19 protein-coding genes, 2 pseudogenes and 1 riboswitch are annotated in these 20,312 nt (G+C 62.3%); of the genes and pseudogenes, 8 read left to right on the top strand and 13 right to left on the bottom strand.

Translation table 11 applies throughout. From position 1 onward, the window contains the following. The 7 genes from G6N73_RS29985 to thiD form a co-directional block, all read left to right on the top strand. Positions 1–469, top strand: a 469-nt coding sequence (locus tag G6N73_RS29985) for an IS91 family transposase (protein ID WP_206079169.1), incomplete at its 5' end; no start/stop codon positions are given. A 451-nt stretch (positions 470–920) separates the two neighbouring features. Continuing rightward, positions 921–1,037, top strand: a riboswitch (TPP riboswitch). Positions 1,038–1,136: 99 nt separating this feature from the next. Further along, positions 1,137–2,969 (top strand): phosphomethylpyrimidine synthase ThiC, encoded by a 1,833-nt coding sequence (gene thiC / locus G6N73_RS29980; RefSeq protein WP_165033615.1) that lies wholly within the window; start codon positions 1,137–1,139, stop codon positions 2,967–2,969. Next, the gene (gene thiO / locus G6N73_RS29975) at positions 2,966–3,967 is read left to right on the top strand and encodes a glycine oxidase ThiO (protein ID WP_165033614.1); all 1,002 of its coding nucleotides are present in this window, start codon (positions 2,966–2,968) and stop codon (positions 3,965–3,967) included. Before thiC ends, thiO begins: the two co-directional genes overlap by 4 nt. Beyond that, positions 3,936–4,133 carry a sulfur carrier protein ThiS gene (gene thiS / locus G6N73_RS29970; RefSeq protein WP_165033613.1) on the top strand — a complete coding sequence of 66 codons (198 nt, stop codon included), beginning with the start codon at positions 3,936–3,938 and terminating at the stop codon, positions 4,131–4,133. Before thiO ends, thiS begins: the two co-directional genes overlap by 32 nt. Before the next feature lie 4 nt (positions 4,134–4,137). Continuing rightward, a complete protein-coding gene (locus G6N73_RS29965) occupies positions 4,138–4,911 on the top strand; it encodes a thiazole synthase (RefSeq protein ID WP_165033612.1) in 774 nt (257 codons plus the stop codon). Then, the gene (locus G6N73_RS29960; RefSeq protein WP_165033611.1) at positions 4,908–5,513 is read left to right on the top strand and encodes a thiamine phosphate synthase; all 606 of its coding nucleotides are present in this window, start codon (positions 4,908–4,910) and stop codon (positions 5,511–5,513) included. Before G6N73_RS29965 ends, G6N73_RS29960 begins: the two co-directional genes overlap by 4 nt. Continuing rightward, positions 5,504–6,265 (top strand): bifunctional hydroxymethylpyrimidine kinase/phosphomethylpyrimidine kinase, encoded by a 762-nt coding sequence (gene thiD, locus G6N73_RS29955; RefSeq protein WP_165033617.1) that lies wholly within the window; start codon positions 5,504–5,506, stop codon positions 6,263–6,265. Before G6N73_RS29960 ends, thiD begins: the two co-directional genes overlap by 10 nt. Before the next feature lie 175 nt (positions 6,266–6,440). On the opposite strand, the gene G6N73_RS38805 is transcribed toward thiD, so the two are convergent. The 13 genes and pseudogenes from G6N73_RS38805 to G6N73_RS29900 all read right to left on the bottom strand — a co-directional run bounded on the left by G6N73_RS38805 (position 6,441) and on the right by G6N73_RS29900 (position 19,752). Beyond that, complete coding sequence (locus G6N73_RS38805) at positions 6,441–6,584, bottom strand: molybdopterin dinucleotide binding domain-containing protein (protein WP_425484163.1); 144 nt, start codon at positions 6,582–6,584, stop codon at positions 6,441–6,443. A gap of 76 nt (positions 6,585–6,660) precedes the next feature. After that, positions 6,661–6,756, bottom strand: a pseudogene (locus tag G6N73_RS38800) (hypothetical protein); the annotation flags it as partial. 45 nt (positions 6,757–6,801) lie between these two features. Then, positions 6,802–7,971: pseudogene (locus G6N73_RS29950) on the bottom strand (molybdopterin-dependent oxidoreductase); the annotation flags it as partial. Then, positions 7,854–9,395 (bottom strand): NAD(P)H-dependent oxidoreductase subunit E, encoded by a 1,542-nt coding sequence (locus tag G6N73_RS29945; RefSeq protein WP_165033610.1) that lies wholly within the window; start codon positions 9,393–9,395, stop codon positions 7,854–7,856. The gene G6N73_RS29945 and the pseudogene G6N73_RS29950, both read right to left, overlap by 118 nt. 24 nt (positions 9,396–9,419) lie before the next feature. Further along, complete coding sequence (locus tag G6N73_RS29940; RefSeq protein ID WP_206079170.1) at positions 9,420–10,400, bottom strand: NAD(P)H-quinone oxidoreductase; 981 nt, start codon at positions 10,398–10,400, stop codon at positions 9,420–9,422. Between the two features lie 61 nt (positions 10,401–10,461). After that, positions 10,462–11,232: a GntR family transcriptional regulator gene (locus G6N73_RS29935; RefSeq protein WP_165033609.1), complete on the bottom strand. Its 771-nt coding sequence runs from the start codon at positions 11,230–11,232 to the stop codon at positions 10,462–10,464. 133 nt (positions 11,233–11,365) lie between these two features. Further along, positions 11,366–12,292 (bottom strand): succinate--CoA ligase subunit alpha, encoded by a 927-nt coding sequence (gene sucD, locus G6N73_RS29930; RefSeq protein ID WP_165033608.1) that lies wholly within the window; start codon positions 12,290–12,292, stop codon positions 11,366–11,368. Then, on the bottom strand, positions 12,292–13,491 hold the full coding sequence (gene sucC / locus G6N73_RS29925) for an ADP-forming succinate--CoA ligase subunit beta (RefSeq protein WP_165033607.1): 1,200 nt from the start codon (positions 13,489–13,491) through the stop codon (positions 12,292–12,294). Before sucC ends, sucD begins: the two co-directional genes overlap by 1 nt. A gap of 90 nt (positions 13,492–13,581) precedes the next feature. After that, complete coding sequence (locus G6N73_RS29920) at positions 13,582–15,708, bottom strand: acetate--CoA ligase family protein (RefSeq protein ID WP_425484162.1); 2,127 nt, start codon at positions 15,706–15,708, stop codon at positions 13,582–13,584. Positions 15,709–15,839: 131 nt separating this feature from the next. Next, positions 15,840–16,544, bottom strand: a complete 705-nt coding sequence (locus tag G6N73_RS29915; protein WP_165033605.1) for a TerC family protein — start codon at positions 16,542–16,544, stop codon at positions 15,840–15,842. Between the two features lie 3 nt (positions 16,545–16,547). Beyond that, on the bottom strand, positions 16,548–18,068 hold the full coding sequence (locus G6N73_RS29910) for a tripartite tricarboxylate transporter permease (RefSeq protein WP_165033604.1): 1,521 nt from the start codon (positions 18,066–18,068) through the stop codon (positions 16,548–16,550). Positions 18,069–18,110: 42 nt separating this feature from the next. Next, positions 18,111–18,674: a tripartite tricarboxylate transporter TctB family protein gene (locus G6N73_RS29905; protein ID WP_165033603.1), complete on the bottom strand. Its 564-nt coding sequence runs from the start codon at positions 18,672–18,674 to the stop codon at positions 18,111–18,113. Positions 18,675–18,753: 79 nt separating this feature from the next. Beyond that, on the bottom strand, positions 18,754–19,752 hold the full coding sequence (locus G6N73_RS29900; protein ID WP_165033602.1) for a Bug family tripartite tricarboxylate transporter substrate binding protein: 999 nt from the start codon (positions 19,750–19,752) through the stop codon (positions 18,754–18,756). A gap of 350 nt (positions 19,753–20,102) precedes the next feature. Between G6N73_RS29900 and G6N73_RS29895 the strand changes: the two genes are divergently transcribed. Then, on the top strand, positions 20,103–20,312 hold a 210-nt coding region (locus tag G6N73_RS29895; protein WP_246252687.1), incomplete at its 3' end, for a thiamine pyrophosphate-binding protein.

The following is a 20,312-nucleotide window of genomic DNA, read 5'->3' as shown; positions in this document are numbered from 1 at the left end:
TGCCAAGGCGCCGTTCGCCGGGCCGCAGGCGGTGCTCGCCTATCTGTCCCGCTACACGCACCGGGTCGCGATCTCGAACCGTCGTCTGATCGCCTTCGACGAGAGCGGCGTCACCTTCCGCTATAAGGACTATCGTCGTGACGGCGCCGACCGACAGCAGGTCATGACGCTTGGCCCCGACGAGTTCATCCGCCGCTTCCTGCTCCATGTCCTGCCGCATGGCTTCCATCGCATCCGACACTACGGCCTGCTCGCCGGCTCCGCCCGCAAGGCCCACCTCGCGCTCGCCCGCGAACTTCTCGACGTCGCCGCGCCACCTGATGACGCCACCCCGGACGAACCGGACGACTTCAGGCCACCATGCCCCTGCTGTGGCGGACGCATGATCGTCATCGAGGTGTTCGAATGCTGGAGGCAGCCGCGCGGACCGCCGAACCAGACCACGACTAACCCGGAGAACTCCCCATGATCCGGCATGGCATGGTCCCACCTTCAGCCGCAGGCACTCAGCCTCCGGCAACGGAAGGGGTCGCGTCCGGCCGCGCGCCGAGCCGACAATACCGCGCTACAGGAAGCGAGGCGGCCCGTCCGCATTCATCCCGGCACCTCTCGACGGCCGTCGCGCCATCCCCGACATCGCCCGAAAATCGAAATCCCCATAGCCATCGCCTGTGGCCCACGGGTTCCTTCCTCGGGGGCTTTCGTACGCCTGCCGGCGCCCGAAACCCTTCACGCAAGCGGTCGGCCTGCTGTTGGCGATTTGACGCGAGAAGCAGACATAGCGAGACTGGGGACATGGACACTTTTCTTCCCGGCGCGTAACTTGCTCCCCAAGGGCGCCAGTTCTTCCGCCAGGCTCGAGCGAGCTTAATGATCGGCCGAATGCCCTTGACAAAATAGCGATCGCCCGCTCAATTCGATGCATTCACCAGGGGAGTCCCGGCAAGGGGCTGAGATACTGCTGGCTTTTGCGGCGCAGTGACCCGTTGAACCTGATCCAGTTCATACTGGCGTAGGGACGGTGCAAGCGCTTTGGGGCTCCATGCCCGAAAACCTGTAAAGCAGGCAGGCCAGAGCGTCTTTTCATCCTTCCGGCACAGAACTGGGTCTCCAATGCATGAGCAAAGGAGCCTCAAATGAATGCCATCACCCCCGCCGTTTCGACGGGACCGCTGCCCGCCTCGCAGAAAGTCCACAAACCCGGCCTGATCCACCCGCAGATCAGGGTGCCGATGCGGGAAATCGCCGTCCATCCGACGGCCGGCGAACCGCCTGTCACCGTCTATGATCCGTCCGGCCCCTATACCGATCCGACTGTCGAAACGAGCATCGAGAAGGGCCTTGCCCGGCTTCGGCACGGATGGATCAAGGCGCGCGGCGATGTCGAATTCCAGGAAGGCCGCAATGTCAGGCCGGAGGATAACGGGTTCGCATCAGGCGAACGGCTGACGCCGGAGTTTCCCGTCCGCCATCGGCCGCTGAAGGCCAAAGCGGGCAAGGCGGTGACGCAGTTCGCCTATGCGCGCGCTGGCATAATCACGCCCGAAATGGAATTCGTCGCCATCCGCGAGAATCTCGGCCGCGAGATCGTACACGGCAGCGTGCTGCGCGACGGCGAAGCCTTCGGCGCCGCGATCCCCGACTTCGTCACGCCGGAATTCGTCCGCGACGAGGTGGCGCGCGGGCGGGCGATCATTCCGGCCAACATCAACCACCCCGAGAGCGAGCCGATGATCATCGGCCGCAATTTCCTGGTGAAGATCAATGCCAATATCGGCAATTCCGCGGTCACCTCGTCGATGGCCGAAGAGGTCGAAAAAATGGTCTGGGCGATCCGCTGGGGAGCCGACACCGTCATGGACCTGTCGACCGGCCGCAACATTCACAACATCCGAGAATGGATCATCCGCAATTCGCCGGTTCCGATCGGCACCGTGCCGCTCTACCAGGCGCTCGAAAAGGTCGGAGGGATCGCCGAGGACCTGACTTGGGAAGTCTACCGCGACACGCTGATCGAACAGGCCGAGCAGGGCGTCGACTATTTCACGATCCATGCCGGCGTGCGGCTGCACTACATCCCGCTGACGGTTGACCGGGTCACCGGCATCGTGTCGCGCGGCGGCTCCATCATGGCAAAGTGGTGCCTGCATCATCACCGCGAAAGCTTCCTCTACGAGCATTTCGAGGACATCTGCGACATCGCCAGAGCCTACGACGTGTCCTTCTCGCTCGGCGACGGCCTTCGTCCAGGCTCGATCGCCGACGCCAACGACGCGGCGCAATTCGCCGAACTGGAAACGCTTGGCGAGCTGACCAATATCGCCTGGGCCAAGGATTGCCAGGTCATGATCGAAGGGCCGGGCCATGTTCCCATGCACAAGATCAAGCAGAACATGGACAAACAGCTCGAAATCTGCGGCGAGGCGCCCTTCTACACGCTTGGACCGCTGACGACGGACATTGCGCCGGGCTACGACCACATCACGTCCGGCATAGGGGCTGCGATGATCGGCTGGTTCGGCACGGCCATGCTCTGCTACGTCACGCCCAAGGAGCATCTCGGCCTGCCCGACCGCAACGACGTCAAGACCGGCGTCATTACCTATAAGATCGCCGCGCATGCCGCCGATCTCGCCAAGGGGCATCCGGCGGCGAAGCTCCGCGACGATGCGCTGTCGCGGGCGCGGTTCGAGTTTCGCTGGGAGGACCAGTTCAACCTGTCGCTCGACCCCGAAACAGCGCGTTCCTTCCACGACCAGACCCTGCCGAAGGAGGCGCATAAGCTGGCGCATTTCTGTTCCATGTGCGGCCCGAAATTCTGCTCGATGCGCATCTCCCACGACATTCGAGCAGAGGCGCAGAAAGAGGGCATGGCGGCGATGGCGGCAAAATACCGCGAGAATGGCGATCTCTATATGCCGGTGAACGAGACCAGTGAAGCGCCGCCCGCGCCGAAGGCGCCGTCATGAGGGTGCTGGTCAAGGGAGCCGGCGTCGCTGGCCTCACCGCGGCCTTCGAACTCGCCGCCCGCGGGGCGGCGGTGACCGTCGTTGAGACCCGGCACAGCCTTGGCGACAACGCATCGTGGATGGCCGGCGGTATGCTGGCGCCATGGTGCGAGCGCGAAAGCGCCGAGCAGCCGGTGCTGGATCTCGGACGCGACGCCGCCGGCTGGTGGGATGCAGTGCTGCCGGGTCAGGTCACGCGAGCCGGAACGCTTGTTGTGGCTACGCCGCGGGATGTGGGCGAACTTGACCGCTTTGCAAGCCGCACGTCGGGCTACCGGCGGGTCGACGAGGACGAAATCGCGCTCCTGGAACCCGATCTCGCCGGCCGTTTTCGTCGCGGGCTGTTCTTCCCGGGCGAAGCCCATCTCGATCCACGCCGTGCAATGGCGGCACTGCAGGACAAGCTCGCCGAAAGAGGCGTTGAATTCCGCTTCGGCGTCGACGCCCGGCACATGGCGGGCTTCGAACGCGAGATCGACTGCACGGGAATGGCGGCCGGCGATGACGAGCTTCGCGGCGTTCGCGGCGAAATGCTGATCCTGCACGCACCCGATATCTCGCTGTCGCGCCCGGTCAGGCTGCTGCACCCGCGCTTTCCGCTCTATCTGGCGCCGCGCGCCAACCACCATTTCATGGCGGGCGCAACGATGATCGAGAGCCTGTCTGCGGGACCGATCACGGCGCGGTCGATGATGGAACTTCTGAATGCCGCCTATTCCGTTCATCCGGCCTTCGGCGAGGCCGCGATCGTTGAGACCGGCGTCGGTGTTCGCCCGGCCTTTCCCGACAATCTGCCACGCGTCGAAAGTCAAGGCAGGACCGTGGCGATCAACGGGCTCTACCGCCACGGCTTTCTTCTTGCCCCCGCCATGGCGCGACAGGCGGCCGACCTTGTTTTCGATTCTGACAAACCAGCGGAGCATGCTGATGAAACTCATTGTCAACGGCGAAGCGCATGAGGTTGCCGCCGCCACGCTGGCGGAGTTGCTTGCCGCCCTCGACTATGAGGGCAATTGGCTCGCAACGGCCGTGAATAGCGATGTCGTGCATACGGCCGAACGGGCGCAGTTCAAGCTGAACGACGGCGACCGGATCGAAATCCTCGCACCCATGCAAGGGGGATAGCATCATGCTCGACGTTTATGGAACAAAGCTTCCATCGCGCCTGCTTCTCGGCACCGCGCAATACCCCTCGCCCGCTATCCTTGCCGACGCGGTCAAGGCATCTTGCGCGTCTGTGGTGACCGTCTCTTTGCGTCGCGAAATGGCAGGCGGCAGAGGTGGGGAGAAATTTTGGTCGCTGATCCAATCGCTACGGCTACGCGTCCTGCCCAACACCGCCGGTTGCCACTCCGTCAAGGAAGCCGTCACGACCGCGAAGATGGCGCGCGAGGTTTTCGGCACGAACTGGATCAAGCTCGAAGTGATCGGCAATCACGATACGCTGCAGCCGGACGTCTTTGGCTTGGTCGAGGCCGCGCGGATCCTGCGCGAAGACGGTTTTGCCGTATTTCCCTATACGACGGACGATCTTGTCGTCGCGGAGCGGCTACTTGCGGCCGGCTGCCAGGTCTTGATGCCATGGTGCGCGCCGATTGGTTCGGCGCTTGGACCGGTAAACGTCACGGCTCTCCGTTCGATGCGCGGCCATTTCCCGGAGGTACCGCTGATCGTGGATGCGGGGCTTGGCCGCCCATCGCATGCGGCGCGCGTGATGGAACTCGGCTTCGACGCCGTGCTTCTAAATACGGCGGTGGCCAAGGCCGCCGACCCTGTCGGTATGGCGCGGGCGTTCGGCAAGGCGGTCGATGCCGGCCGGGAAGCCTATCGCTCGGGACTGCTCGAGCCGCGCGATGTCGCGGTCCCATCGACGCCTACGATCGGCCGGGCAGTCTTCCAATGAAACTCGATCCTTTTTACCTGATCGTCGACAGCGCCGCCTGGATCGAAAGGCTGGCGCCGCTCGGCGTCAGGCTGGTGCAGCTTCGCATTAAGGATCTGAACGAGTCGGGGCTGCGCGCGGAGATCCGAAAAGCCAAGGCCTTGTGCGCCCGACACCAATGCCAGCTCATCGTCAATGATCATTGGCGGCTGGCGATCGAGGAAGGCTGCGACTTCATCCACCTTGGCCAGGAAGACATGCAGGCGGCGGACCTTTCCCGGATAAGGGCCGCAGGTCTTCGTCTCGGCCTCAGCACGCATGACGATGCCGAACTGGAAACGGCCCTTGCCGCCAGACCGGACTACATCGCGCTCGGCCCGATCTATCCGACCATACTGAAAAAGATGAAATGGGCGCCGCAGGGGCTCGAACGAATTGGCGAATGGAAGCGTCGGGTTGCGCCGACGCCGCTGGTTGCGATTGGCGGCCTCAACCCCGACCGCGTTGAAGGCGTCTTTACGGCCGGCGCCGACAGCGCCGCTGTGGTGACCGACATAACATTGAATGCCGATCCGGAGGCGCGAACACGCGAATGGATCGAAAAGACGGAGCGATGGCGTTGAGCCGGAAACCGCATGTGCTGGTCGTCGGCGGATCCGACTCCAGCGGCGGCGCCGGCATTGGCCGCGACATCGGGACAATTTCGGCTCTTGGCGTGCGCACCTGCATAGCCGTCACAGCAGTGACGGTGCAGACGCATGAAGCCGTCCTGGAATCCCATCATTTGCCGCCCGGCCTGGTCGCTGATCAGATGCGCGCCGCGCTACAGGCCAATAAGGTGGCGGCCATCAAGATCGGCATGCTCGCGACGGAGCAGATCATCGCTGCCGTTGCGGCTGTGCTGCGCGAAAATCGGCAGATACCGGCAGTGCTCGACCCGGTGCTGGCCTCCTCTTCCGGCGGACCGCTTCTGGAGGCAGACGCGATCGGCACGCTGACACGAGATCTCATGCCGCTCTGCCGTCTCGTCACACCCAATCTCGTCGAGCTGGCGGTCCTTGCCGGCTCGCGACCGGCGGTAGACGACTGCGAGATGTTGCGCCAAGGACAACGACTATTGGACGCTGGGTCGCAAGCCTTGCTGATCAAGGGCGGCCATGCAACGGGACCTCGATCCACGGATATCCTGGTGCGGCCGCGTCAACAGCCAATCCGCTTCGATGCGTCCCGCCTTGCCGGCTCGATGCGCGGGACCGGCTGCATGCTGGCCAGCGCGATTGCCGCGCATCTGGCGAATGGGACGTCGCTTGAAGACACAGTGCGCAAAGGCAAGCTGTTTGTTTTTGAGAGCTTTCAGAAAATCGAGGCGGCATGACCAAGGTTTTTTCCTCGGGGTCCAAGAACCGATCCTCGTCATGCTCACATTGTGGTAAGCTCGGCCTTGCCTTTCAGCCTGTTCGCGCTTGAACGTTCACTGCAATCCCGCATGAGAAGATTGGGGTGAACAACAGACGGGCCATCAGTTGGCCCCCGGCATTGCCGCATCCTGCTTATTCCGCTGCTTCGACCAGTGCTGCCGGAGCGACGCGGGCGGCGCAGTATTTGAACTCCGGAATCTTGCCGTAGGGGTCGAGCATCGGATTGGTCAGCTTGTTGGCCGGACTTTCGTTGAAGCAGAACGGCATGAAGATCATGCCGTCGGCAAACTTCCCGGTCGGCCCTCAGGATCGCCTCGACCGTGCCGCGGCGAGTCTCCACGGCGACCATGTCGCCCTGCGAGAGACCGCGTCTGGCGATCTCGCGCGGGTTCATCGCCGCTATGCCGTGCGGCTCGATGGCGTCGAGGACGCCCGCCCGGCGCGTCATTGAGCCGGTGTGCCAATGTTCGAGCAGGCGTCCGGTGGTGAGCACCAGCGGAAACTCCTCATCAGGCACCTCATCGGGCGGCACCAGATCGGCCGGCACGATGCGGCCGCGTCCGTCCGCGGTCGGGAATCCGGGCGAGAAGATGATCTCGTTGCCGGGCTTGTCGGGGCCGTCGGCCGGATAGATCACCGATTCCTCGCGTTCGATGCGATCCCAGGAGATGTGCTTGAGCGAAGGCATGACGCTGGCCATCTCGGAATATACGTCGGACACGTGCCGGTAGCTCCAGGCCAGACCGATGCGTCCCCATGCCCCAGAAGATGATCGAACGCTCGGCGGTGGCGTAGGCGCGGGCGACATCGCGCAGCACCGAGGCCTCGATGCCGCAGACTTCGGCCATCGCCTTGGGCGAGAAATCCTTGACCTTGGCTTTCAGCGCCTCGAATCCGGAAGCGTTGGCCTGGATATACTGCTCGTCGTAGAGATTTTCCTCGATGATGACGTGGATCAGTGCGTTCAGCATGGCGACGTCGCTGCCCGCCTTGAAGAGGCGTGGCAGAGCCGCGTGCAATGGTCGACATTGTTGGTTCCAAAACCCTGGCGCACCAGCTTTTGGAACAGGTAGGCTTCTTCGTTCAAGCCCTTTGCCGAGCCGAAGCCGGCCAGCGCTTGCCCACCACGGGTGTCGAGGATACGCTTCAACCCGCCGGCAGCACGCTCCATTGCCTCTTCCCAGGTCGCCTCGCGAAACACGGTCAGCGGATCGACGCCGCGCATGTCGGCATCCCCGGATTTCGGCGCATCGTCGCGCCGGATCAGCGGCTTGGTCAGGCGCTCTGGCGACATGGCGTAGTCAAAGCCGAAACGGCCCTTGACGCAGAGACGGTTCTCGTTGGCATAGCCGTTGCGGCCATCGACCTGAACGATCCGGTTGTCCTTGACGGCAACGCTGGTCTGGCAGCCGACGCCGCAGAACGGGCACAGAGTGTCGACGACCTTATCGAATTCCTGGATGACCCGAGTCTTGCCGGCCTCATCCATCAGCGACTTTTCACAAAGCGCGCCGGTCGGGCATGCCTGGACGCATTCGCCGCAAGTCACGCAGGTCGACAGCCCCATCGGATCGTGCATGTCGAAAACGGGAACCGCGTGGTTGCCGCGCTCGGCCATGCCGATGACGTCGTTAACTTGCACTTCGCGGCAGGCGCGGACGCAGCGCTGTCTGCCTGCGAAAACACCACGATCGCATGCGAGCCGACAAAGGCGCCCTGTTTGGCGAGTTCACCGCCGAAATCGAGCGGTATGTCGCCCATCGACGCCGGGAGGATACCGCCGGAGGCGCCACCTGGCAAATAGGCTTTGAATTCATGCCCTTCGGACATGCCGCCGCAATAGTCCTCGATCAGCTCGCGCATGATGACGCCGGCCGACGCCAGCTTGACGCCGGTATTTTTCACCCGGCCGGAGACCGACCACGACCTTATCCCGGGATGGCCGGGCTTGCCCTGCGCGGAAAACCATTCCGGGCCTTTTTCGACGATGTCGCGGATCCACCACAGCGTCTCGACATTGTGGTTGAGCGTCGGACGCCCGAACAGGCCGACCTCGGCGATGTAGGGCGGACGGTGGCGCGGCAGGCCGCGCTTGCCTTCGATGCTCTCCAGCATGGCGCTTTCCTCGCCGCAGATATAGGCGCCGGCCCCGCGCCTGAGTTCGATGAAGCCCGGCTTGACGATGCCGGCCGTCTCCAGCGCCGCGCGCAATATCGCGAGCACCGCGGGATATTCGTCGCGCATATAAAAGTAGATGCGCTCGGCCTCGACCGCATGCGCAGCGATCAACGCCCCCTCGAAGGTGCGGTGCGGATCCTTTTCGAGATAGATGCGGTCCTTGAACGTGCCGGGCTCGCCTTCGTCACCGTTGATCGACATCAGCCGCAGGCCGGGATAGGAGCGGACGAATCCCCATTTCTTGCCGGCAGGGAAGCCGGCGCCGCCGAGACCCCGCAAGCCGGCGTTCTGCATGGTGTCGATGATAGCATCGATGGCGATCTCACCAGCTTTCACCTTCCGGAGAAGCTGATACCCGCCAGCCGCCAAATAGGCTTCAAGGCCGACATAGTCGGGCACGAAAACGTTGGTGTCGCCCGAGCGCGCCAGCTCGATCAGAGTTTGGCTGCTGGCGTGATCGACCTCGCGGTCACCGATGCGTGCCGCCGGCGCGGTGGCGCAGCGGCCCATGCAAGGCGCGCGCACCACGCGTATCGCCTGCGGATCGACGCTTGCAGAGAGTTCACCGATCAGGTCCTCGGCGCCCGCCAGCATGCAGCTTATGGAATCGCAGACGCGGATCGTCAGCGGCGCGGGCTTCGCCTCGCCTTCCTTGACGATATCGAAATGGTCGTAGAACGACGCGACCTCATAGACTTCGGTTTGCGACAGTCGCATCTCCTCGGCCAAGGCACGCAGATGGGCGGCCGTCAGGCATCCATAGTTGTCCTGGATCAGGTATAGGAATTCGATCAGCAGGTCGCGGCGGCGGGCGCGAGCGCCCAGAAGGTCCCGGACCTCGGCCAGCGCAACATCATCCAGCCCCACCCCTTTTGCCCGCGATCGGAAGCGGTTCGACCGGTTGAACATGGTAGGCATCTTCGAGCATCACATTCATCCCACCGTCAGCACGATCTTGCCGATATGGGCGTTGGACTCCATCAACGCATGGGCATCAGCTGCAGCGACAAGGGGGAAGCGTGCATGGATGAGCGGCCGGCATTTGCCTTTCGCCAGAAGCGGCCAGATCTTCGATTCGAGTTCGGCGGCAATGCGCGCCTTGGCTTCCACGGCTTGCGCCCGAAGCGTCGAACCAGTGTGAGTCAGCCGCTTCATCATCAGGCGTATATAGTCCACCTCGACGCGAGAGCCCTGAAGGAAGGCGATGTTGACGATGCGTCCGTCAATGGCGGCGGCCTGATAGTTCTTCTCGATATAGGCGCCGCCGACCATATCGAGAATGACATCGGCGCCGCGGCCGCCGGTTGCCTCCTTCACGGCGACCGCCCAGTCACCGTTGCGGTAGTTGACCGCCACGTCGGCGCCCAGCGCCCGGCAGGCGTCGCATTTGTCATCTGTCCCCGCCGTGACGATAACGCGTGCGCCAAAGGCCTTGGCGAGCATGATCGCCGTGGTGCCGATCCCCGAAGCGCCGCCGTGCACGAGCAAGGTTTCTCCCGCTATCAGGCGACCGCGCTCGAAGACATTGTGCCAGACGGTGAAAAAGGTTTCCGGAACGGCGGCGGCTTCTTCCATCGGCATGCCATCGGGAACCGGAAGCGCGTTGCTTTCATCGACCACGGCGAATTCGGCATAACCACCGCCAGGCGTCAGCGCGCATACCCTGTCTCCCGGCTTCCAGCGCTTGACCCCGCTTCCGGCCGCCACCACCTCGCCCGCCACCTCAAGGCCGAGGAGATCGGACGCCCCCTTGGGAGGCGGATAGAGCCCCGCGCGCTGCAGGACATCAGGACGGTTCACTCCAGCCGCCGTAACGCGGATCAGGATTTCCCTCTCGCCGGGCGAAGGCACAGCCCTCCGCTCCGCGCGCAGCACCTGCGGCCCACCGGGCACGGTAATTGTAATCGCGATCATGCTATCGGGAAGGCTGGTCAGGTCCCTTCTCCGCATCTTAAGTACGGTGGACAAGGATCACTCATCGCCGCGTTGGTATGGCGCGGTCGGAGGAGGTCTCGGTCCAAATGCCCTCGCTGTGCTTTTCGACGTAGGCTGCAAGACCTAGCGTATGGTCGCGGCAGAGCCGCTCGGCCAGTTCCGTGTCGCGCTTTTCCAACGCGTCGATGATCGCCAAGTGATCCTTGATGGACTGGCTCGCGCGGTCGTTGCGGCCGATGGTGATCTTGCGGATGCCCCGGACATGCAAGAGGATGTCCTCCGTCATCTCCTGCAGGATCTTCGAGCCGGTCATCTTGATCAACGTCTGGTGAAACTGGATGTTGGCTTCCGAATATTCACTGAGATAGTCCGCCGGTTTGTGACCGTCATGGAACTTCTCGAAAATCTTGCGAAGCTGCTCGATTTCCTTACGGCTTGCGTTGAGCGAAATCAGTCGCGCCGCCATCCCTTCGAGAGCCGCCCAAACCTGGATCATTTCGATCACTTCGCGCTTAGTCTTACGCAGCACCACGATGCCGCGGCGAGGTATCGACTTAACAAAGCCCTGCTGCTCAAGCATCGCGATAGCCTCGCGGATTGGCGTCCGGCTCACTCCGAGGCGCTCCGCGAGTTGACGCTCGTCGAGCCACGTGTCCTCGGTCGTGCCATAAATATCCATATTGGCAATCGCTTCCTTTAGCGTCGCGTAGATGCGTGTCTTGAAATTGGGCTCGGCGGCCAACGGCCCCAACACGAGTTCGGGAGTCGCTTCTTCGGCAAGGGGCCAACGCGATTGGCTTCTCCCACTCATGTCAAGGCACCTCTCGTTTGAGTCGGACTGGCATGTATAATGCCATATTGTTGAGGTATGGTCATTCTCAAGGATGAAACGAGTTGTCCAGCGCTATTTGAGGACAAGAATGGCTATTCGCTTGCCTCGCCAACTAAGCGGTCAGCCGGCCCTGGAAAGGATCGGCTGACGCGCCGGAACCCCCAAGCAGTTCGGCCAGCGTTACGCCGAGACGGGCAGGTGTGGGCGCGATGCGGATTCCGGCCGCCTCCATGGCAGCAATCTTGTCTTCCGCGCCGCCCTTGCCGCCGGAAATGATCGCGCCGGCATGGCCCATTCGGCGTCCAGGCGGGGCGGTGCGGCCGGCGATAAAGCCGACCGTCGGCTTGGAGCGACCGCGCCTGGCCTCGTCACGCAGGAACTGCGCGGCCTCTTCCTCGGCCGAGCCGCCGATCTCGCCGATCATGACAACGGATTCGGTGGCGGGATCGGCAAGGAACAGTTCGAGCACTTCGATGAATTCCGTTCCCTTTATCGGATCGCCGCCAATGCCAACCGCCGTGGTCTGGCCAAAGCCCTGTTGCGAGGTCTGGAAGACCGCCTCGTAGGTGAGCGTGCCAGAGCGCGAGACGATGCCGACGGAGCCCTGTTTGAAGATTGAGCCGGGCATGATGCCGATCTTGCATTCGCCCGCAGTGATTAGGCCCGGGCAGTTCGGGCCGATCAGCCTCGATTTCGAGCCAGAGAGCGCGCGCTTCACCTTCTGCATGTCGAGCACGGGGATGCCCTCGGTGATGCAGACGATGAGCGGAATTTCGGCCTGGATCGCTTCGCAGATCGCGTCGGCCGCACCGAAGGGCGGCACATAAATGACTGTTGCATCCGCGCCGGTTGCTTCGCGCGCCTCCGTCACCGTGTCGAAGACCGGGAGCCCGAGATGGCTTGAGCCGCCCTTCCCCGGCGCGACGCCGCCGACCATCTTCGTACCGTACTTGATGGCCTGCTCGCTGTGGAAGGTGCCGGTCTTGCCGGTGAAGCCCTGGCAAAGGACGCGGGTGTTTCTGTCGATGAGAATGGACATCAGTTAAGCTCTCCGACGGAATTCACGATTTTCTGGGCGGCGTCATCGAGATCGTCGGCGGGAATGACGTTGAGCCCACTCTGCTTGAGGATCTGCTTGCCGAGTTCGACATTGGTACCTTCGAGCCGCACCACCAGCGGCACTTTGAGGCCAACTTCTTTCACCGCCGTCACCACGCCTTCCGCGATTACGTCGCAGCGCATGATCCCGCCGAATATGTTGACGAGGATGCCCTTCACATTGGGATCGGCGGTGATGATCTTGAAGGCGGCCGCCACCTTCTCGGCCGTCGCGCCGCCGCCGACATCGAGAAAGTTCGCCGGCTCGGCGCCGTAGAACTTGATGATGTCCATGGTGGCCATTGCGAGGCCCGCGCCGTTCACCATGCAGCCGATATTGCCATCGAGCGTGACATAGGAGAGGTCGTATTTGGAGGCCTCGATCTCCTTGGCATCTTCCTCTGTCTCGTCGCGCAGGGCGGCAATGTCGGGATGACGCGCCAGCGCGTTGGAATCGAAGCCAACCTTGGCGTCTAAGCAGCGCAATTTTCCGTCCTTCGAGACAATCAGCGGATTTATCTCCAGCATTTCCATGTCATTGGCGGTGAAGGCAGCGTACAGGCGTTCGGCCAGCGCCTGCGCCTGTTTGGCCAGGTCGCCGTCAAGCCGGAGCGCCTTGGCCACTGCGCGACCGTGATGCGGCATGATGCCAGTGGCTGGATCGACCGAGAATGTGACGATTTTCTCAGGCGTGTCGTGTGCGACCTGCTCGATGTCCATGCCACCCTCGGTGGACACCACAAAGGAGACGCGGCTGGTGACCCGGTCGATGAGAAGCGACAGATAGAACTCCTTCTCGATGTCGGAGCCTTCCTCGACATAGATGCGGTTGACCTGCTTGCCGGCCGGACCGGTCTGGAGGGTCACTAGCGTGTTGCCAAGCATCTCGGCCGCGTCGGCGCGGATGTCCACAAAGGATTTGGCAAGCCGAACGCCGCCCTTGGCGTCGGCGGAAAGTTCCTTGAACTTGCCCTTGCCGCGCCCGCCGGCATGAATCTGCGCCTTCACGACATAGACGGGGCCGGGAAGCTTGCCCGCGGCCTCGGCGGCTTCCTCTATGGTCGTGGCGGCAAAGCCTTGCGGAACCGGTACGCCGAAGGACCGCAAGACCTCCTTGGCCTGGTATTCATGGATGTTCATCGAGGAAAACCCTGAAAGATTTGCACATTTCTGGATGGCCCCGGCGCGACGCGCCGGGGGAACTATGATGCGCTGGGATCCGGCTTCAGATCAAAGCAGGCCTGCGCCGCGCGCCCATTTGTATTTCGCGCCGAGCACCTCGACAGGAAGCTCGGTCGAATAGGCGTAGGCCGGGATGCCGTGCTGATACAGATACTCGGCGGCTTCCTCGACTTCGACGTCGCCGGCGAGCGATGCAACCATCGGCTTTTCGATTCCCTTGGCCGCCATCTCCTGCTTCACCTCGACCATCAGTTTCGCAAAGACCATCGGCGGCGTCACAATCGTGTGCCAGTAGCCGAGGATCAGTGCGTGAATGCGGTCGTCCTCAAGCCCCAGCTTGACGGTGTTCTTGTAGGTCTGCGGGGGCTCGCCGCCGGTGATGTCGACGGGGTTGCCGGCCGCACCGAAGGGCGGAATAAATTTGCGGAATGCGGTATCCAGGTCTGCCGGCATCGACATCAGGCTCAGACCGTTGTCCACGCAGGAATCCGACAGCAGCACGCCCGAACCGCCCGCACCCGTGATGATGACGACATTCTCGCCCTTCGGCGTCGGCAGCACCGGTATACCACGCGCGAACTCAAGCAATTGCCGCAGCGAGCGGGCGCGAATGACGCCGGACTGCTTGAAGACGTCCTCGTAGATCTTGTCATTACCCGCCAAGGCCCCGGTATGGGAGGAAGCCGCTTTGGCGCCGGCTGACGTTCGGCCCGCCTTCAGGACGACGACGGGCTTCTTCTTGGACACGCGCTTGGCCGCCTCGGCAAAGGCGCGGCCATCCTTCAGGTCCTCGCAGTGCTGGGCGATGATGCTGGTATGTTCGTCCTGTTCGAAGAAGGCGAGCAGATCGTCCTCGTCTATGTCCGACTTGTTGCCGAGGCCGACGATTGCCGAAACGCCCATCTTCGCCGAGCGAGAGAAGCCGATGATCGCCATGCCGATGCCGCCCGACTGCGACGACAGCGCCGCCGAACCCTTCACGTCATAAGCCGTGCAGAAAGTGGCGCAGAGGTTGGCGGGCGTGTAGTAGAAGCCGTAAATATTCGGTCCCATCAGGCGGACATTGTACTTGCGGCCGATCTGGACGATCTCTTCCTGCAGTTCCGGCGCGCCGGCTTCCGCAAAACCGGACGGAATCAGCACCGCGCCCGGAATGCCCTTTTCGCCGCATTCGGTGAGAGCGCCGGCGACGAACTTGGCCGGAATGGCGAAGATCGCCGTATCGATCGCGCCGGCCACATCCTTGACGCTGCGATAGGCCTTGTAGCCGAGGATCTCGTCGGCCTTGGGGTGGATCGGATAGATCTCGCCCTTGTAGCCGCCGTTGATCAGGTTCTTCATCACTGAATTGCCGATCTTGCCGTCCTCGGCGGAGGCGCCGATCACGGCAACGGCCTTCGGCCGCATGATACGGTTCATTGCCTTGACGATATCGCCTTGGCTGGGACGCGGTCGCGGCGCCGGCTGATTGTAGTCGACGACGATGCGCACGTCTGCGGCAATGGCGCCGCTCTTGGTCGCGAACACCGGATTGAGGTCGAGTTCGGAAATTTCCGGATAGTCATTCACGAGCTGCGAAACGCTCACAATCATATCGGCGAGCGCATCGCGGTCGACTGGATCGCCGCCGCGAACGCCCTTCAGCATCTCGGCAGCCTGAATGCCGTCGAGCATCGAAAGCGCATCGTCGCGCGTTGCCGGCGCAAGGCGGAAGGTGATGTCCTTCAAGACTTCGACCAGCACACCGCCAAGACCGAAAGCGACAAGTTTGCCGAAGGAGCCGTCGGTGACGGCGCCGATGATGACTTCCTGGCCACCGGCCAACATCTGCTGGACCTGCACGCCGGTGATCTGGGCGTTGGCCTTGTAGGCCTTCGCATTGGCGATAATCTTGTCATAGGCGGCCCGTGCCTCCTCGGCCGACTTGACGCCGACGAGGACGCCGCCGGCCTCGGTCTTGTGCAGGATGTTCGGCGAAACGATCTTCATGACCACCGGGAAGCCCATGCCGGACGCCAGCTTGACGGCTTCCTCCGCGTTGCCAGCGACACCTTCCTGCGGAACCTTGATGCCATAGGCATCGCACAGCAGTTTGCCTTCCGGCGCCGTGAGCGCCTGGCGCCCCTCGGCCTTCACCTTATCCAGCACGTTACGGACAGCGGTTCTGTCGAGCATGATATCCTCCATGATGATCGCCTGTGACAGGCGTTATCGTCGATTCTGAGCTACCGGCAGCGCTTCGACCGAAGCCGTGTCGTTGCTTGGCATTTTGTATACCAGGAGAAAGGCTGTCAAGCCTTTCCTGTTCAGGGCGTTTGGCCGGCGGCTGCCGTCGCGGCGCGGCGGCGCAGCACCAGGCCGAAAGCCATCACGCCAATGCAAGTCAGATAGGGAAGCGCCACGGGAAGCCACGTCACCTGCGCGGCGATCCATGGGCCGACAATCGGGTCATGCGCTGCGAGCCCGCCGGCAATCCAGCCGAGGAGCCCCGATCCGGCGACCGCAAGCAATGGAACGCGATCCAACAGCCACAACATCATGGCGCTGCCCACGACCATCAGCGGGATGGAGATGGCAATGCCCAGCGTAAGCAGCAGGACGCTGCCGTGAGCCGCGGCGGCGACCGCTAAAACATTGTCCAGGCTCATCACCGCATCGGCGATGGCGACGATGCGGACCGCCTCCCACAGGGTGGCAGCCTCATGCTTTCCAGAGGCCGACGAGGCGGCATCCTGTTCCGGGACGACGAGCTTGATCGCGACCCACACCAGCAGCAGCGCGCCCACAAATTTGAGGAGTGGAACCTCGAGCACGTAGACGATCGCGGCGGCGAAGGCGATGCGCAAGGCGATCGCCGCTCCCGTGCCGAGCAGGATGCCCCATTTCCGTTGGTTTGTCGGCAACGAGCGGCAGGCGAGCGCGATGACCAGGGCATTGTCGCCCGACAGCACGATATCGATGCCGATGATCTGCAGTAGCCCTGCCCCGAAGGCTGGCGTGCCGAACTCCATGGCTCAGGCTCCGCCCGGCGAGAGGCGTCCACCGCCCCCGCGCATCTTGTCGAGCAGGAGGGTAATGAGCGGCCAAAACAGCATGGCCATAGCCAGGGCGCAGATCGAGCCTACCAGCCAGTTGGACCAAAAGATGGACATATCTCCTTGCGAGATCAGCATTGATTGCCGGAACGAGCTTTCCGCCATGTCGCCCAATACGAGCGCGAGCACCAGCGGCGCCAGCGGGTAATGCAGCTTCTTGAATACGTAGCCGACGATGCCGAAGAACAGCATGATGACAACGTCGAGGAAGGCATTGTGGACGGTATAGGCGCCGATACAGCAAAGCACGATGATCACTGGCGCGATGATCGAGAAGGGAATGCGCAGGATCGACGCCCAGAGGGGCACAGTCGTCAAGACGATCAGGAAGCCGACAACGTTGGAAAGGTACATCGAGGCGATGAGACCCCAAACGAAATCCTTTTGCTCGATGAACAGCATGGGACCGGGCTGCAGGCCCCAGATAAGCAGGCCGCCCAGCATTACCGCCGCGGTGGGCGAACCGGGGATGCCGAGCGTCAGCATCGGGAGCAGCGCACTTGTGCCGGCGGCATGGGCCGCCGTCTCAGGCGCCACCACTCCTTCAATTTCGCCCTTGCCAAAATTGCCAGGGTTTTTCGAAAAGCGGCGGGCAAGACCATAGCTCATGAATGAAGCCGGCGTTGCGCCACCCGGAGTGATGCCAAGCCAGCAGCCCACGGCCGCTGACCGGAGATAGGTAACCCAGAAGCGCGGCAAGCGAATCCAGGTATTCATAACCGAACGCAGCGTGATGGTCGTGCTCTTGCCCCGAAACGACAGTCCTTCCTCCATGGTGAGCAGGATCTCGCCGATACCAAAGAGACCGATGACTGCGATCAGGAAGTCGAAGCCACGCATGAGCTCGACCGTGCCGAAGGTCATGCGCAGTTGTCCGGTAACCGAGTCCAGTCCCACGGCCGCCAGCGCAAAGCCGAGCGTCATGGCGGCCAGCACCTTGAACGGCGACTCGCGACCCATGCCAACGAAACTGCAGAACGTGAGAAGTTGCACGGCGAAGAACTCGGCTGGCCCGAAGCGCAGCGCGAAGCCGGCCACCACCGGCGCGAGGAAGGTGATCACCACGACGGCGAGCAGCGCGCCGATAAAGGATGAGGTAAAGGCGGCGGTCAGCGCCTCGTCGGCCTTGCCCTGCTGGGCCATCGGATGGCCATCGAAAGTAGTGGCTACCGACCACGGCTCCCCGGGAATGTTGAAGAGGACGGAGGTGATCGCGCCACCGAACAGCGCACCCCAGTAGATCGAGGAGAGCATGATGATCGCGGCAGTGGGCGACATCGAGAAGGTGAGCGGCAAAAGGATTGCGACGCCGTTTGCGCCACCAAGTCCCGGCAACACGCCGATCAGCACGCCGAGCACAACGCCAACACACATGTAGACGATATTCATGGGGTCGGCGAGAACGCCAAAGCCGTGAATGAGCGAAACGAATGCATCCATGGGATTTCGTCCTCGAATCTTGGTCTAGAGGGTCCCGAATTTTCAGAAGCCGAGCGCAGCCTCGATCGGGCCTTTGGGTAGCGGGATCAGAAACGCAATCTCGAACAGCCAGAAGAGAATGAGGGGGATTGCGATTGCGACGGGCGCAGCCTTGCGGATCGAATATCTGCCCAGCCACATCATGAAGAAACAGATGTAGAGAGCGGAGGCGATGTAGATGCCAACATAGTACATCACAATGAGATATATGGCCGTTGGCGCGAGCACCTTCGCCACCAGCAGAAGGGCCGGCTTGGTCACGAAATTGGAAAGATCGGCCGTGCGGCTGAACAGGTTGATGGCGAAAGTCGCCGCGCTGGCCCCAAACAGGATCAGGCCGATGAAGAAGGGAAAGTAGCCGGCCTGCGGTCCGTCAAAGGCCCAGCCTGCACCCACGCGGACGCTGTCGTACATGACGATCGCAGCGACCAGCATCAAGAGGCCGGCAACGACGAGTTCCATCGTTTTCATTGTAACCGTGAGCCCAGCCTCGCCGACCGGGGCGGTCTCTTCCCCTTCGCCGGCTAACTTTTCGGGAACGAGGTTTTGCTCGCGCTCCATGAACATCCGTGCCTCTCCTATGGAAGTGCTGTTGCGATGTCGGGCGGGCGGTCCGAGGCCTTGCCGGCCCCGGACCGTTGTGCCTTCAGTTCGCGGCGAGAAAACCCGCTTTGGTCATCAGGTCCTTGTGGACCACGGCGGCATCAGCGACCCACTTTTTGTACTCGTCGCCGCTCAGGAAGGTCTGGGTAAACGCACCCTTCGCCATGAAGTCCTTCCATTCCTGGGTTTCGCGCACCTTTTGGAACAGATTGACATAGTAGTCGACGACTTCCTGGCTGACGCCCGGCGACATGAAGATGCCGCGCAGCATCTGATATTCAATCTCTACGCCGGCTTCCTTGCAGGTCGGAATATCCTGCCATTTCGCTGTGCCCTGCGCCTCGATGCGCGAAGCGGCGAAGACGCAAAGCGGCCGTACGTTGCCGGCTTGCCAGAACGAAACCGCCTCAATCGGATTGTTGACCGTCGAATCGATATGTCCGCCGACGAGTTGCTTGGCAACGTCGCCGCCGCCCTTGAATGGTACATAGGTGAGCTTCTTGCCGGCGACCTGCTCGATCGCCACGGTGACGATCTGATCTTCCTGCTTGGAACCGGTGCCGGCCATCTTGAACTGGCTGTCGGCGCCCGCTTTCACAGCATCGACATATTCCTTGGCGGTCTGGTAGGGCGCGCTCGCGTTCACCCACAAGACGAAGTTGTCGAGCGCCAGCATGGAGACAGGCGTCAGATCTTCCCAGCTGAACGGCACGCCGGTGGCGAGGGGTGTCGTGAACAGGTTGGATAGGGTGATGATGATCTTGTGCTCGTTGCCTTCGGACTCCTTCACATCCATGAAGCCTTCGGCCCCGGCTCCACCGGACTTGTTGATGACCACCATCGACTGGTCCATGAGCTGGTGCTTCTGAATCACGCCCTGGATCATACGGGCCATCTGATCGGCGCCGCCGCCGGTTCCAGCCGGAATGATGAATTCGACGGTTTTGCTGGGCTTCCACTCAGCCCAGGACGGCGCTACGGCCGCGAGACTCGTTAGTGCAGTTGTCAGTGCCGCTACTGCCAGCGATTTCGCAAGTTTCATGTCGTTTCTCCTCCCAGATGAGCGACGCGACTCCCTTGATTTATTCCGCGCGCTCGTTTGACACTGCAGTCGCCCGACCCGCAATCCAAGCAGATCCGAGCTTGCTCCCTGCCTGCTGTCTGTCTCTACAATCTCCCTTTTCTGGTATAACGAATGCCAGTCGTAACAAAGGCCCGCCTATGCGTCAAGCTGAAAACCTCAGGTCGTCTCGGTTTGACTTATGGCATTTATTATGCCAGAAACGGGAGCGCTTGATGGGCAGGGATTCGAGCGAGACGTCCGTATTTCAAAGATAAGCCGAGCGCCAAGGTGCCAACAAAGACGGCTGCGTTTAAGGAGGAGCAACACGCATGACCATCGTCGCGAAAGTCGAGCAGGCTACGTCAGCCGCCGACGAGGAGCGGGAACTGACGGATGGCTTTCATCTCGTCATCGACGCTCTCAAGCTCAACGGCGTTAAAACAATCTACGGTGTGCCCGGCATCCCGATCACGGACTTTGGCCGCATGGCGCAGGCTGAAGGTATCCGCGTCATCTCATTCCGGCACGAGCAGCATGCC

The sequence above is a fragment of the Allomesorhizobium camelthorni genome, from assembly GCF_011045125.1.
Lineage (GTDB): Bacteria > Pseudomonadota > Alphaproteobacteria > Rhizobiales > Rhizobiaceae > Allomesorhizobium > Allomesorhizobium camelthorni.
The sequence above is the reverse complement of the archived record's forward strand: the minus strand, read 5'-3'. Positions and strand labels throughout refer to the sequence as shown.